This window comes from Pseudorhodoferax sp. Leaf267, from assembly GCF_001422405.1.
Taxonomy (GTDB): domain Bacteria; phylum Pseudomonadota; class Gammaproteobacteria; order Burkholderiales; family Burkholderiaceae_C; genus Pseudorhodoferax.
This window is the reverse complement of sequence record NZ_LMMV01000012.1, coordinates 329,473-343,311: the sequence shown is the minus strand read 5'-3', so window position 1 is coordinate 343,311 and position 13,839 is coordinate 329,473. Positions and strand designations below refer to the sequence as shown.

The window sequence follows — 13,839 nt, the reverse complement described above, 5'->3', positions numbered from 1 at the left end:
GGCACACGCGGCGGCGCCCCATGGGTTGCCCGGCGCGCCTTGGTGCCGCAGCCCACGCCGTGCCGCCACCTCGCCTCTTCCGTCACCTGCCTGTGCGGCAGGGCCACAAGCTCCGAGATCGTCGGCACCCAGCTGCTGGCGATCATCCGCATCACGGTCACCGGCGACCCGAAGACACGCAGCGGAGCGACGAATACCTGTTCGCGTTCCAGGCCCACTGAGCGGCGCGGGCTCCACCGGCCACTGGCGCAGCCCATCTGCGCAAGGGCGTTCAGCCGCCACCGCACGCGTGGGCGATGTCTTTACTTGCTCGGTTTGCGCACTAGTTCCGCTAGCTATTGCAACAAGTAACAAACAATTGGCGCCTGTTCACCCTCCCGGATCTTTCCCATGCACATGGTTCGCGCTCTCCTGGCTTCGATCGGCCTGTGCTCCGCCCGCACACAACGCCAGTTGCAGGCGCTCTACAGCAATCAGGCCGTCATCGAGTTCGATGCGCAGGGCCGGATCCTGGCGGCGAACCCGCATTTCCTGGAGCTCATGGGCTACCGGCTGGACGAGGTGCGTGGGCAGCACCACCGCATGTTTGTGGACCCGCGGGACAACGACGAGGCCGAGTACCAGGCGTTCTGGGCGCGGCTGCAGCGCGGCGAGGCCTTCATCGGCCGCTGCAAGCGCCTGACCGGCCAGGGCCGCGAGGTCTGGCTGCAGGCCAACTACAGCCCCGTGCTGGACCGCGCCGGGCGCGTGGTGCGCGTTGTGAAGTACGCGATGGACATCTCGGCCGAGGTGCTGCGCGACGCCGAGGCCAACAGCCAGCTGGCCGCCGTGGGCCGGGCGCAGGCCGTCATCGAGTTCTCGCTGGACGGGCACATCCTGCGCTGCAACCGCAACTTCCTGGACACGATGGGCTATGCATCCGAGCGCGAGCTGGTCGGCCAGCACCACCGCATGTTCGTCACGCCCGCGGAACGCCAGTCGGTGGAGTACGCGGCGTTCTGGGAGCACCTGGCCAGCGGGCAGCACCACCGCGGCATGTTCCGGCGCATCGGCCGGCGCGGCAACGAGGTGTGGATCGAGGCCAACTACAGCCCGGTGCTCAACCAGGCGGGCCAGCCCTTCAAGGTGGTGAAGTACGCCTCGGACGTGACGGCCCGCTTCGAGGCCACCCAGCTCGTGCAAGCCGCCTTCGAGCAGCTGCAGCAGCTGGTGCGCACCAGCGCCGTGCAGGCGCACGAGGCCCAGGCGCAGACGCGCGAGGTGAGCACGGTGGCGCAGGCGGGCGACACCGCCATCGCAAGCGCAGTGGACGCCATGGCGCTCATCACCAAGGACTCCAGAAGCATCGCCGAAATGGTGGGCCTGATCGACGGCATCGCGTTCCAGACCAACCTGCTGGCCTTGAACGCCGCCGTCGAAGCCGCGCGCGCGGGCGAGCACGGGCGTGGCTTCGCGGTCGTGGCCGGCGAGGTGCGCAACCTGGCCCAGCGCAGCGCGCAAGCCGCCAGGGAGATCAAGACCGTGATCGGCTCCTCGGTGGAGAGCGTACGCACGGGCTCGGCGCGCGTGGAGGATTCGCGCCGCATGATGAAGCAGATGCGCGAGGCCGCCCAGCGCGCCAGCGCCATCATGGACGGCATCGTGCAGGCATCGCGCGCGCAGGACGCGCGCCTGGGCGCCGTACGGCAGGCGGTCGCGCAACTGGAGAACGCGGTGGTGCAGCACTAGCCGACGGGCGCGCCCGCCGGCCCGCCTCACCCCGTTGCGGCCGCTGCTGCCGCGCCGTCGCCGCGGGGCGCATCGCGCAAATGCCACAGCCGCAGCGCGATGTGCAGCTCCAGCGCGCGCGTGGCACTGCCCCAATGGCCCACCAGCTCCTCGATGCTGGCCAGGCGCTGGCGCACCGTGTTGACATGGATGCCCAGCCGCTGGGCCACCAGGGTGGCGTTCTGGTTGTGGTCGAAGTAGCACAGCAACGTGCCGGCCAGGTCGGTGCCGCGGCGCCGGTCGTGCGCCAGCAGGGTGCCGATGGTGGCGTCGAGGAAGGCGCCCAGGCTGGCCTGGTCGTGCGTTTCGAACAGCGCGGAATACAGCGCCAGCTCGTTTTGCGCCAGCACCTGGCCCTGCACGCCGATGCGCTGCAGCACGGGCAGTGCGCGCCGCAGTGCGGCGTGCAGCGCCGGCAGCCCGGCAGGCGACGCGATGGGCCGCGAGGCGACGCCGCAGAACGCCGTGCCCGCGCCAGCCCGGGCCAGCTCCACGAGCACGCGGCGCGCCTCGTCCAGCCGCGTGGTTGCGCACAGCAGCGAGACCACGCCCTCGTTCTCGTCGAACACCGCGTCGGGCAACAGGTTGCCGGCACGCAGCCGCCGAACGATGTAGCCCGCCTCGTGCGGCGCCAGGGCCAGCAGCACCAGTGAGGTGGGCCGGGCCAGGTCCAGGCCGAAGCGCGCCGCGCGTTCGCTGAGCAGTGCCAGGTCCATCTGCCGCGGCGAGACCAGGGCCCGCAGCAGCTCCGACAGGTCGTGGCTCCTGGCCGCCTCCATGCGCTCGTGCGACAGCAGCACGATGCCGACGATGCCGGTGCTGCGCTCGAAGGTGCGCACCGACATCTCGTCCAGCGGCTCGCTGCGGTACAGCAGCACCGCCCCCAGCACCGCGCTGCCGCCGATGACGGCATTGAGCCGGCAGGCCAAACCGCCGGCCTCGTAGGCGATGACCGAGCGGCCGGTCTGCCGGCTGCGGCCCAGGGCCTCGCCCAACGCCAGGCTGCGCGGCCCGTGCGGCGCGTAGGCATCGCCCTCGGCCGCCGCACGGCCGGCCGCCGTGCCGCGCGCAATCGGCTGCCCGGCCTCGTCCAGCACCAGCAGGTCGCCCTGCATGAGCTCGGCCGCTGCCTGTGCCAGCTCGGCCAGCGTGGCACCGCGCGCCAGCAGCGTGGTCAGCCGTTCGTGCGCCTCGGCCGCGGCCTGCACCTGGCGCACGTGCAGCTCCAGCTCGGCGCGGGCACGCTCGGCATTGCGCACGGCCGCCTGGGCCTGCTCGAAGGCCATGGCGTTCTTCATGGCCACGGCGGCATGCGTGGCCAGCGTGGACAGGATGGAGATGCTCAGCGCGGTGTAGGTGCGCTGGTAGCGGTCGGCCACGAACAGCAGGCCGATCACCTCGTCGCCCCACAGCAGCGGCACGCCGACCACCGCCGCGATGCCCTCGGCCTGGAACGTGGCGTCCAGCTTGGCGTCATGCGCGAAGCGCGCATCGTGCAGGTAGTCCGGCGTGGTGAAGGGCAGCCGCGTGGCCACGACCATGCTCACGATGCCGTGCTCGCGCGCAGCCACCATCTCGCCCGTGTTCGGCAGCAGCGCACCGTCTGCGGCGCGCACGTGGAAGGCGTCCAGCGCGGCGTCATAGGCCGACAGCCAGGCCACGTGCGAACCCAGCAGCCGGCGCGCGCGCGACACGATGGCCTGCAGCAGCTCGTGCAGGTCGAGCCGGCCGGACAGGTCGCGCGCCGACTCGACCACCGCCAGCATGCCGCGCTCGCGCTGCTGCAGAGAATCGAGCCGGTTGCGCACCGCCATCGCCATGCGCGTGCGCTCGACCATGGCGGTTTTGTGCGTGCTGGACGGCAGGCGCTCGATGCGCGCCAGCTCGGCTGCGAAGTCTTCGGCCGCCGCGTCCTGGTGCAGCAGCGCGATCAGCTCGCCGACATTGCCCTGTGCCTGTCCGGTGTCCGGCGCGGTCTCCATCTGCAGATCCTCCTGGCCAGCCAAAGCGGGCGAGGCTAACAGAGCGCCGCGCGGCCTGCAGGCCGCCACCCCAGGGTTTTCCCGGCGTTCGCTCATCACACAGGAAAGCGCTTGCCGGTGTGCGGCGCGCACATAGATCGCGACCAACCCCTCTGGGACAGTGGCGTCCTGCCCAGCGCGAGGCGGCCGGCGAGACCGGCCCGCGACGGGCACCCCCCCACGACACACGAGGTTTCTTCATGACGATTCTGGACGCGCTCATCCCCCCGCGGGGCCTCAAGGTGCTGGTCACCGCCGGCGCCAGCGGCATCGGCGCCGGCATCGCCCGCGCCTTCGCCACGGCCGGCGCGCACGTGCATGTGTGCGACATCGATCCGGCCGCGCTCGACCGGCTGGCCACCCGGCAGCAGGGCATCACCACCAGCACGGCCGATGCCAGCGTCGAGCGCGACGTGGCCCTGGTCTTCGACGACGTGCGCGGCACGCTGGGCGGGCTGGACGTGCTGGTCAACAACGCGGGCATCTCCGGCCCCACCGGCCCCATCGAAAGCCTGGAGCCGGCCCAGTGGGAACGCACCGTGGCCGTGAACCTGAACAGCCAGTTCCTGTTCGCGCGCCACGCCGTGCCGCTGCTCAGGCAGTCCCGGTCCAGCCCCTGCGTGATCGCCATGTCGTCCGTCGCCGGCCGGCTGGGCTACCCGCTGCGCACGCCGTACGCGGCCAGCAAGTGGGCCATCGTGGGCCTCATGAAGTCGCTGGCCATCGAACTCGGCCCGGCCGGCGTGCGCGTCAACGCCATCCTGCCCGGCCCGGTCGCGGGCGAGCGCATGGACGGCGTGATCGCCGCACGCGCAGCGTCCCTGGGCCAAAGCGTCGAGGCGACCCGCGACAGCTACCTGCGCCAGAGCTCGATGCGCCGCATGGTCGAGGTCGACGACGTGGCCGCGCTAGCGCTGTTCCTGTGCGCGCCCGGCGCCCGCAACCTGAGCGGCCAGGCCATCAGCGTGGACGGCAACCTCGAATACCTGTGATGCATCCCGCCCTTTCCCTGTTCAACACACCCCACGGAGACACCATGCAAACCCACTTTCCCCGCGCCACTGCCCTCGCCCTCGCCGCCGCCCTGTCCTGTGGCGCCGCACTCGCCGACCCCGTGAAGATCGCCGTCGTCGAGACCCTCTCGGGCGCGCAGGCCGCCTCCGGCCAGACCTACCGCGCCGCCGTGCGCTACGTGGTCGACCGCATGAACGCCGAAGGCGGCTGGAACGGCGAGCCGGTGCAGCTGCTGGAATACGACAACCAGGGCGGCCCGGCCGGCGCGGCCGACAAGATCAAGGCGGCGATTGCCGACGGCGTGCACATCGTCGTGCAGGGGGCGTCGTCGGCCGTCGGCGGGCAGATCTCGGAAGACCTGCGCAAGCACAACCTGCGCAACCCGGGCAAGGAGGTGGTCTACATCAACGTGGGCGCCGAGGCGCTGGAGCTGACCGGCGAGCGCTGCCACTTCCACCACTTCCGCTTCAGCGGCAACGCGCAGGTGCGCGCCAAGGTGCTGGTGCAGGCGATGAAGCAGACCAACGTGCTCGGCACGCGCGTGTTCGCGATCAACCAGAACTACTCCTGGGGCCAGGACATGGAGAAGGCCATCGTCGACAACGCCGGCGCGGGCGGCTACCAGGTGGTCGACAAGACGCTGCACGACGTCAACAAGATCCAGGACTTCGCGCCCTATGTGGCCAAGATCGGCGCCGCCAAGGCCGAGACCGTGATGACGGGCAACTGGTCCAACGACCTGCTGCTGCTGATGAAGGCCACCAAGGCGGCCGGCCTGAAAGCCCGCTTCGGCACCATCTACCTGGACCAGCCGGGCAACCTGGCCAACGCCGGCGACCTGGCGCTGGGCCACTACATCGCCCACACCTTCAACGCCGAGGCCGGCGCCGCCGCCGGCGACCAGTTCGTGCGCGACTACACGGCCAGGACCGGCCACGCGCCGGCCGCCACCGAGCCGCAGACGGTGTTCGGCCTGGCGATGATGGCCGAGGCGCTGAAGCAGACCAAGCCTGAGAAAGGCGCGCTCAATGTCAACGCGTTCGCCAAGGCGCTGGAGGCCGCCAAGGTCACGACGCCGGTGGGCGAGATGAGCATGCGCGCGGCCGACCACCAGGCCCAGCTGCCCATGGTGGTGTCCACCGTCACGAAGGACGCGAAGTACAAGGTGGACGAGACCGACATGGGCTTCAAGCCCGTGCGCGTGTTCACGGCAGCCGAGGCGTCCACCCCGGCGCAGGCCAGCTGCAAGATGCAGCGCCCGTCCTGATCGGCTGAGCCCCTCGGACCTGGCCATGGACACCTTCATCTTCTCGCTGCTCAACGGCGTCATCTACGGCTTGCTGCTGTTCATGGTGTCCGCCGGGCTCACGCTCATCTTCGGGATGATGGGCGTGCTGAACTTCGCACACGCCTCGTTCTACATGCTGGGCGCGTACTTCGCGTTCGCGCTGCAGCCCGCGCTGGGCTTCTGGTGGGCATTGATCGCCTCGCCGCTGCTGGTGGCCGCGGTGGGCGTCATCGTCGAGCGCTACCTGCTGCGCCGCGTGCACCACCACGGGCATGCGCACGAGCTGCTGCTGACCTTCGGGCTGTCGTTCATCATCACCGAGCTCGTGAAGCTGGTGTTCGGCAACTACCCGGTGAACTACCGGCTGCCGGCGGGCCTGGACTTCTCGGCCTTCTCGCTCGGCGCCATGAACTACCCGGCCTACCGGCTGTTCATGGGGGGCCTGGCGGTCTGCATGTTCATCGCCATCCACCTGCTGCTGACGCGCACCCGCGTGGGCATCGTCGTGCGCTCGGCCATCCACCGGCCGCGCATGGCCGAGGCCCTGGGGCACAACGTGCCGCTGGTGTTCATGGGCGTGTTCGGCTTCGGCGCCGGGCTGGCCGGCCTGGCCGGTGCGGTGGCCGGCGCGTTCTACACCACCAACCCCAACATGGCGCTGGAGCTGGGCGTGACCATCTTCGTGGTCGTCGTCGTCGGCGGCCTGGGCTCGCTGCAGGGCGCCATGCTGGCCTCGCTGCTGATCGGCGTGATCACCTCGTTCGCCGTGGGCATCGACGCCACGCTGGCGGACCTGGCGAACGTGGTCGGCGCGCGCGAATGGGCCGAGGGCGTGGGCGGCCTGCTCACGCTCAAGGTGTCCAGCCTGGCGGCCACGCTGCCGTTCGCGCTGATGCTCTTGATCCTGACCTTGCGGCCCGCCGGGCTGATGGGAGAAAAGCCATGAACCGGGTATCCACAGGCCCCGCCGTCGTGCTCGTCGGCATCGGCGTGGCCGCGCTCGTCGTGGCACCCGGCGTGTTGACGCCGGGCCTGCTCAACGCGGCGATCCAGATGCTGATCGCAGCCCTGCTCGCCACCGCCTACAACGTGGTCTGCGGCCAGGCCGGCATGCTGTCGTTCGGCCATGCGGCCTACTTCGGCGTGGGCGCGTTCGCCACCGTCCATGCCATGAACGCGGTCGGCGGCACGGGCCTGCTGCCCACGCCGCTGCTGCCGCTGGCGGGGGCCGGCGCCGGGCTGCTCGTGGGCATCGGCGCGGGCTGGTTCGCCACCAAGCGCTCGGGCACCTACTTCGCCATGATCACGCTGGCCATCGCCGAGCTGCTGCACTCGCTGGCGCCGCACCTGAAGGGCTGGTTCGGCGGCGAGGCCGGCGTGTCGGCCATGCGCCAGCCGTGGATGGGCCTGTCTTTCGGCTCCACGGTGCAGGTGTACTACCTCACGCTGGCCTGGGTGCTGGTGTCGCTGGCGGCGCTGTTCTTCTTCACGCGCACGCCGCTCGGCCGGCTGGCCCTGGGCCTGCGCGAAAACAGCCACCGCCTGGCCTTCCTGGGCTACGACGTGCACCGCCTGGGCGTGATGGTGTTCGCCATCTCCGCCATGTTCGGGGGCGTGGCGGGTGGGCTGCAGGTGGTCAGCAACGAGGCCGTGAACTACGTGGTGTTCGACGCCACGCTGTCGGCCGCCGTGGTGCTGAACAGCTACATCGGCGGCGTGAAGGTGTTCCTGGGCCCGGCGCTCGGCGCCTCGCTGATGACCTTCTTCGGCTACGCGGTGTCCGACCTCACGGTCTCCTGGCTGCTGTACCAGGGCATCGTGTTCCTGCTGGTGATGCTGTACGTGCCCGACGGGCTGGCCGGCCTGTTCGCGCTGTGGACCCGGTTGCGCCAGCGCTTCGGGCTGGCAGGGGTGCTGCCGCTCACGCTGGCGGCCGCGCTGGCCAGCGTGCTGGTGGCGGGTGGCATCGCCTTCACGGTGGAACTGCTGCAGCGCATCTTCTCGCAGGACTACCGCGCGCTGGCGGCGGCCAACCCGGCCGCAACGTGGCCTGCGGTGTCGCTGGCGGGCCGCGAATGGCTGCCGGCCGCGGTGTCGACCTGGCTCGTGCCAGCCAGCCTCCTCGCAGGCGGCGCCTTGCTGGCCTGGGCCGTGCGGCTGGCCCATGGCCGGCTGCAGAACGCCAGCGCCGAGCCCGCACTCGCCATGACACCCCACACCGCCAGGAGCCTCGCATGACCGCCCCCGTCCTCTCGCTGCGCGGCGTGCGCAAATCCTTCGGCGACACCGAGATCATCCGCGGCGTCGACCTGGACCTGATGCCGGGCGAGCGCCACGCGCTGATCGGCCCGAACGGCGCCGGCAAGTCCACCGTGTTCCACCTGGTCTCGGGCAACTTCACGCCGACCTCGGGCGAGATCCTGCTGAACGGCCGCCGCATCGACGGCCACACGCCGCAGGCCATCAACAAGAGCGGCCTGGCGCGCTCGTTCCAGATCACCAACATCTTCCCCAAGCTCAGCGTGTTCGAGAACCTGCGCCTGGCCGTGATGCGGGCCGGCGGCGTGCAGTTCACCTTTTGGCGCCGCATCGCCAGCGACGTGCCGGTGCGCGAGCGTACCGAGGCGCTGCTGGCGCAGTTCCGCCTCACGCACCGCGCCGCGACGATCGCCGGCGAGATGCCGTACTCGGAACAGCGCTCGCTGGAGATCGCCATGGCGCTCGCTTCCGACCCGCAGGTGATCCTGCTCGACGAGCCCATGGCCGGCATGTCGAACGAAGAGACCGCCTACACGGCCGACCTGATCCGCGAGGTGACGCAAGGCCGCGCGCTGCTGATCGTGGAGCACGACATGCGCGTGGTGTTCGCGCTCAGCGACCGCATCAGCGTGCTGGTCTACGGCCAGGTGATCGCCACCGGCACGCCCGACGAGATCCGCCAGAGCGCGGCCGTCAAGGAAGCCTATCTCGGAGAGGAGTTGACCGCATGAACGCCGTTCTTGAAAGAGCCCCGGGCACGGCCGCTACGGCGCCGCTGCTGTCCGTGCAGGACCTGCACGCCCACTACGGCAAGAGCCACATCCTGCACGGCGTGAGCTTCGAGGTCGGCCGCCAGGAGATCGTGAGCCTGCTGGGCCGCAACGGCGCGGGCCGCTCCACCACGATGAAGGCCATCATGGGCCTGGTGCCGCCGACCTCGGGCCGCATCCAGCTCGCAGGCCGCGACCTGGCCGGCGCGCGCCCCTACACCATCTGCCGCGCGGGCCTGGCCTTCGTGCCGGAAGAGCGCGAGGTGTTCGCCAACCTCACGGTGGACGAGAACCTGCGCATGGGCGAGCAGAACGCCGCGCCCGGTGCCGCGCGCTGGACGCTGCAGGACATGTTCGGCTACTTCCCCCGCCTGCGCGAGCGGCGCAACACGCGAGCCGGCAGCCTGTCGGGCGGCGAGCAGCAGATGCTGACGATCTGCCGCTCGCTGCTGGGCAACCCGCTCGTGATCCTGATTGACGAGCCTACCGAGGGCCTGGCGCCCAGGATCGTGGCCGACGTGGCCGAATGCATCCGCGACATGCACCGCAAGGGCGTCTCGGTGGTGCTGGTGGAGCAGAAGCTGGCGATCGCGCTGAAGGTGTCCACCCGCGTGTGCGTGATGGGCCACGGCCAGATCGTCTTCGAGGGCACACCGCGCGAACTGGCCGAGGACGCCGAACTGCAGGCGCAGTGGCTGGCCGTCTGACCCTGTCCCTCCCCCTGAACCACCCACACCATGCCCACGCCCCCCACCGACAAAGTCATCATCTCCTGTGCCGTCACCGGCTCGGTCCACACTCCGTCGATGTCGCCCTACCTGCCGCTCACGCCCGAGCAGATCGCGCAGCAGGCCATCGACGCCGCAGAGGCCGGCGCTGCGATCCTGCACCTGCATGCGCGCGACCCGGCGGACGGCCGGCCCAGCGCCGACCCCGCCGTGTTCGCGCAGTTCGTGCCGCGCATCCGCGCCGCCACCGACGCGGTGATCAACATCACCACGGGCGGCAGCACGCGCATGACGCTGCAGGAGCGGCTGGCCTATCCGCTGCAGCTCAAACCCGAGATGTGCTCGCTCAACATGGGCTCGATGAACTTCTCGATCCACCCGGCAGCGCGGCGCATCAACGCGTGGCAGCACGACTGGGAGAAGCCGTACATCGAGGGCATGGAGGACCTGATCTTTCGCAACACCTTCCGCGACATCAAGCACATCCTCAAGGTGCTGGGCGAGGACTGCGGCACGCGCTTCGAGTTCGAGTGCTACGACGTGGGGCATTTGTACAACCTGGCCCACTTCGTGGACGAGGGGCTGATCCAGGGCCCGCTGTTCATCCAGAGCATCTTCGGCATCCTGGGCGGCATGGGGCCGGACCCCGAGAACCTGGTGACCATGCGCAGCACGGCCGACCGCTTGTTCGGGCGCCGCGGCTACCGCTTCTCGGTGCTGGGCGCGGGCCGGCACCAGATGCCGCTCTTGACCATGGGCGCGGTCATGGGCGGCAATGTGCGCGTGGGGCTGGAGGACAGCCTGTACCTGGGCAAGGGCGAGCTGGCGACCTCCTGCGCGGACCAGGTGCGCAAGATCCGGCGCATCCTGGCGGAACTGTCGCTGGAGGTGGCGACGCCGGCCGAGGCGCGGGCGATGCTGCAGTTGAAGGGGCATGCCGCGGTGGGCGTTTGACACCAGGCCGCGCCAGTCAATGTCCTGGTTCGTGGCGCTGATCGGCCGCCACGAACATCGATCCCAGCCGATGTGATCCAAGCAAAAGGAGACAGCATGAACCAACGAACGATGCGACGCGGGGCCAAAGCCTCGCTGGTCTGTGCAGTTGCAGCGACCCTCGTGGGGTGTGGCGGCAGCGACGACAACGACAACGACAGCAGCGCCAAGCCCATGGCCTGTGCCGACCTGAACGGCATGGTCATCCCGGCCTCGGCCATCGGCCTGGCCACCTCGGGCGGCGCGGTGACCGAGGCCAAGGTCGTGCCCGCTGCAGGCACTGGCGTGGCGGCGGTGCCCGAGCACTGCCTGGTCAGCGGCCAGATCGCGCCCGTGGACAGCACCGCACCGAGGATTCTCTTCCGCACGGCCCTGCCCACCACCTGGAACAACAAGGTGGTGATGTTCGGTGGCGGCGGATTCAATGGCTCCATCCCCAACGTGGCGGGCAACGTGCCGGCCGGCCCCACCACCCAGCCCGCGCCGCTGGCCCGCGGCTATGCCACCTTTGCCAGCGACTCGGGACACCAGGCCAATGCGCTGGGGTCACAGGACGGCGCATGGGGCTTGAACGACGAGGCCGTGCGCAACTTCGGCGGCGACGCACTGAAGAAGACGCGCGATGCCGCGGTGTTCCTGGTCAAGGCGCGCTACGGCGTGGCCGGCCCTGCGAAGTCGTACTTCGCCGGTGGCTCCACCGGCGGGCGCGAGGCGCTGGCGGCCATCCAGCGCTGGCCGGCGGACTGGGACGGCGCGATCGCCTGGTACCCGGCATGGAACGACGTGTCGGCTTTGCTGGCCGGGCAGCGCGCCAGCCTCGCCCTGGCCCAGCCCGGCGCCTACCCCAACACGCCCAAGCGCTTGCTCGTTTACCGCGCAGCGATGGAGGCCTGCGACACGCTGGACGGCGTGGCCGACGGGCTCATCAGCGACCAGGTGCGCTGCAACGCGCAGTTCGACCCGGCCGTGGCGACCGTGGGCGGCCAGCCGCTGCGCTGCGCGGGCGGTGCGGACACGGGCGACAGCTGCCTGTCCGACGTGCAGATCGCCACGCTGAGGAAGCTGGGCACGGCCTCGCGCTTCAACTTCACACTGGCCAGTGGCGAGACCGGCTACCCCGGCTTCAACGTCTGGGGCTCGGACCTCGGCATCACGTCCAACCCCTCGCCGCTGCAGCCGACCATCACCTTCCTGGCGCTGGGCACCACACCACCGGCGATGCCGATGCCGCGCACCGCGCCCTATATCAGCGTGCTGGTGGACCAGTGGCTGAAGTATTCGGTGGCACGCAACGCCAGCTTCGACTCGTTCACGCTGGACCCGGAAAACCCCGGCGTCTACGGCCCGCGCATCAGCGAGCTCAGCAAGCAGCTGGACACGTCCACCGACATCTCCGCGTTCGTCGCGCGCGGCGGCAAGCTGCTGCTGGCCCATGGGCAGTCCGACGTGCTAGTGGCCACCCGCGCGACGCAGGACTACTACAAGCGCCTGCGCGCGCAATTCGGCATCGCGGCAGTTGACGGCTTTGCGCGCTACTACGAAGTGCCTGGCTACGGCCATGCGGTGAGCACGGCGTTCAACGCGTCGTGGGATTCGCTGACCGCCCTGGAGCGTTGGCGCGAAAGCGGCACCGCGCCGCGCGCCGAGGTGGTGGCCGACACCGCCGGTGTACCCGGCCGCACGCGGCCCCTGTGCGACTACCCCAAGTGGCCGCGCTACACGGGGGCGGGCGACGTGAACCTGGCTGCCTCGTTCAGCTGTGCGGAGACGCCGGCCGCGACGCCCTAGCAGGGCGCGGCTGCCAAGGCTGGCGCGTTGTCGGACGAGGTTTGCTAAAACCCGGGCTGAGGAGGATGACGGTCCTCACCCGGCTGAGGCGACGGTTCGGCGGCTGCGCTGAATCACATCACTGCGGCTGAAAGCCGCTGTCCTTGATGATCTTCGTCCAGACCCTGGAATAGGCCTGCTCGCGGCTGGCCAGCTGCTGCTGCGGCATGTAGCCCACCGACAGGCCCATGGCCGTGAGCTTCTCGCGCACGTCGGGCAGCGCGATGACCTTGGCCAGTGCGGCCGAGAAGCGGTCGATGGACGGCTGCGGCGTGCCGGCCGGCGCGAAGATGCCGTAGTAGGGAACGTCTTCGAACCCGGTCACGCCGAGCTCGGCAAAGGTCGGCACCTCGGGCATGGCGGCCTGGCGCGCATTGCCCAGCACGGCGACAACACGGATCTTGCCGGCCTTGTGGTTCTCGATGAAATCGGGGATGGAGCCGATGCCGGCGCTGATCTGGTTGCCCAGCATGTCGGCGATCATGGGTGCGCTGCCACGGTAGGGCGCGGCCTGCAGGTCCATCTTGTACTTCTCACCCAGGATCTTGACGAGGAACTCGGGCACCGACGCGGGTGCAGGCACGCCGATGGTCCCGCGGCCACCCTGGGCCTTGACCCAGTTCAGGTACTCGGGCATGGACTTGGCCGGCGTGCCGCCCGAGATGGCCAGCGCGTTCACGAAGGTGGCAAAGCCGCCCACGGCCACGAAGTCCTTGGCCGGATCGAAGCCCGGATTCTTGACCACCAGCGGCAGTATGGAGACGGTGTGGTCGTGCGTGAGGAAGTAGGTGGTGCCGTCGGGTGGCGCCACCTTGAGAGCGTTGGCCGCGATCTGGCCGCCAGCGCCGGCGCGGTTTTCCACGATCACGCTTTGGCTCAGCTCGTCCTTGAGCTTGTCGGCCAGCGTGCGCGCGATCACGTCGGTGCCGCCACCGGCCGGAAAGCCGACCAGCAGGCGGATCGTGGCCGTGGCCTGCGCATGCGCGACGCCCACCGTGAACAGCGCGCCCAGGGCCAGCGCCCGGCACAGCGAACGGACCGTGCGGCCCCGCGAAAGATGAGACATGGATGCTCCTGGAACTGGTCGAAAAAACAGCAAGAACGATACCAGAGCCCCTGCGCCGGGTGGTGCCAAAACTCCGCGCCGGTCCTACACCCCCTGCCCTGGCGCT

Annotated in this window: 11 protein-coding genes; 9 read left to right on the top strand and 2 right to left on the bottom strand. The window is 70.0% G+C overall.

What is annotated here, in order from left to right; translation table 11 throughout:
- The first annotated feature begins 390 nt into the window (after positions 1-390).
- Positions 391-1,728 carry a methyl-accepting chemotaxis protein gene (locus ASF43_RS32110; protein WP_056181696.1) on the top strand — a complete coding sequence of 446 codons (1,338 nt, stop codon included), beginning with the start codon at positions 391-393 and terminating at the stop codon, positions 1,726-1,728.
- Between the two features lie 26 nt (positions 1,729-1,754).
- Here ASF43_RS32110 and ASF43_RS13420 read toward each other — a convergent pair whose 3' ends face one another.
- Entirely contained in the window at positions 1,755-3,749 is a 1,995-nt protein-coding gene (locus tag ASF43_RS13420) for a helix-turn-helix domain-containing protein (RefSeq protein WP_056183381.1), read from the bottom strand.
- Between the two features lie 239 nt (positions 3,750-3,988).
- On the opposite strand from ASF43_RS13420, the gene ASF43_RS13415 reads away from it, so the two are divergent.
- The 8 genes from ASF43_RS13415 to ASF43_RS13380 all read left to right on the top strand — a co-directional run bounded on the left by ASF43_RS13415 (position 3,989) and on the right by ASF43_RS13380 (position 12,628).
- A complete protein-coding gene (locus ASF43_RS13415; protein ID WP_056181693.1) occupies positions 3,989-4,780 on the top strand; it encodes an SDR family oxidoreductase in 792 nt (263 codons plus the stop codon).
- A 44-nt stretch (positions 4,781-4,824) separates the two neighbouring features.
- Positions 4,825-6,069: a branched-chain amino acid ABC transporter substrate-binding protein gene (locus tag ASF43_RS13410; RefSeq protein ID WP_056181691.1), complete on the top strand. Its 1,245-nt coding sequence runs from the start codon at positions 4,825-4,827 to the stop codon at positions 6,067-6,069.
- Positions 6,070-6,094: 25 nt separating this feature from the next.
- Positions 6,095-7,036, top strand: a complete 942-nt coding sequence (locus ASF43_RS13405) for a branched-chain amino acid ABC transporter permease (RefSeq protein ID WP_056181688.1) — start codon at positions 6,095-6,097, stop codon at positions 7,034-7,036.
- Positions 7,033-8,328: a branched-chain amino acid ABC transporter permease gene (locus ASF43_RS13400; RefSeq protein ID WP_056181685.1), complete on the top strand. Its 1,296-nt coding sequence runs from the start codon at positions 7,033-7,035 to the stop codon at positions 8,326-8,328. The genes ASF43_RS13405 and ASF43_RS13400 overlap by 4 nt, the downstream gene beginning before the upstream one ends.
- A complete protein-coding gene (locus tag ASF43_RS13395; RefSeq protein WP_056181683.1) occupies positions 8,325-9,080 on the top strand; it encodes an ABC transporter ATP-binding protein in 756 nt (251 codons plus the stop codon). Before ASF43_RS13400 ends, ASF43_RS13395 begins: the two co-directional genes overlap by 4 nt.
- On the top strand, positions 9,077-9,826 hold the full coding sequence (locus ASF43_RS13390) for an ABC transporter ATP-binding protein (protein WP_056181680.1): 750 nt from the start codon (positions 9,077-9,079) through the stop codon (positions 9,824-9,826). Before ASF43_RS13395 ends, ASF43_RS13390 begins: the two co-directional genes overlap by 4 nt.
- Before the next feature lie 30 nt (positions 9,827-9,856).
- Positions 9,857-10,801: a 3-keto-5-aminohexanoate cleavage protein gene (locus ASF43_RS13385; protein WP_056181676.1), complete on the top strand. Its 945-nt coding sequence runs from the start codon at positions 9,857-9,859 to the stop codon at positions 10,799-10,801.
- 96 nt (positions 10,802-10,897) lie between these two features.
- Entirely contained in the window at positions 10,898-12,628 is a 1,731-nt protein-coding gene (locus ASF43_RS13380; RefSeq protein WP_056181674.1) for a tannase/feruloyl esterase family alpha/beta hydrolase, read from the top strand.
- A 118-nt stretch (positions 12,629-12,746) separates the two neighbouring features.
- Here ASF43_RS13380 and ASF43_RS13375 read toward each other — a convergent pair whose 3' ends face one another.
- Positions 12,747-13,733, bottom strand: coding sequence for a Bug family tripartite tricarboxylate transporter substrate binding protein (locus ASF43_RS13375; RefSeq protein ID WP_056181671.1), 987 nt, complete (start codon positions 13,731-13,733; stop codon positions 12,747-12,749).
- Positions 13,734-13,839: the final 106 nt, after the last annotated feature.

What these genes read in the sequence shown, in the direction of transcription:
- ASF43_RS32110 (WP_056181696.1), top strand. Translation starts at nt 391, where the DNA reads ATGCACATGGTTCGCGCTCTCCTGGCTTCGATCGGCCTGTGCTCCGCC.
- ASF43_RS13420 (WP_056183381.1), bottom strand. Translation starts at nt 3,749, where the DNA reads ATGGAGACCGCGCCGGACACCGGACAGGCACAGGGCAATGTCGGCGAG.
- ASF43_RS13415 (WP_056181693.1), top strand. Translation starts at nt 3,989, where the DNA reads ATGACGATTCTGGACGCGCTCATCCCCCCGCGGGGCCTCAAGGTGCTG.
- ASF43_RS13410 (WP_056181691.1), top strand. Translation starts at nt 4,825, where the DNA reads ATGCAAACCCACTTTCCCCGCGCCACTGCCCTCGCCCTCGCCGCCGCC.
- ASF43_RS13405 (WP_056181688.1), top strand. Translation starts at nt 6,095, where the DNA reads ATGGACACCTTCATCTTCTCGCTGCTCAACGGCGTCATCTACGGCTTG.
- ASF43_RS13400 (WP_056181685.1), top strand. Translation starts at nt 7,033, where the DNA reads ATGAACCGGGTATCCACAGGCCCCGCCGTCGTGCTCGTCGGCATCGGC.
- ASF43_RS13395 (WP_056181683.1), top strand. Translation starts at nt 8,325, where the DNA reads ATGACCGCCCCCGTCCTCTCGCTGCGCGGCGTGCGCAAATCCTTCGGC.
- ASF43_RS13390 (WP_056181680.1), top strand. Translation starts at nt 9,077, where the DNA reads ATGAACGCCGTTCTTGAAAGAGCCCCGGGCACGGCCGCTACGGCGCCG.
- ASF43_RS13385 (WP_056181676.1), top strand. Translation starts at nt 9,857, where the DNA reads ATGCCCACGCCCCCCACCGACAAAGTCATCATCTCCTGTGCCGTCACC.
- ASF43_RS13380 (WP_056181674.1), top strand. Translation starts at nt 10,898, where the DNA reads ATGAACCAACGAACGATGCGACGCGGGGCCAAAGCCTCGCTGGTCTGT.
- ASF43_RS13375 (WP_056181671.1), bottom strand. Translation starts at nt 13,733, where the DNA reads ATGTCTCATCTTTCGCGGGGCCGCACGGTCCGTTCGCTGTGCCGGGCG.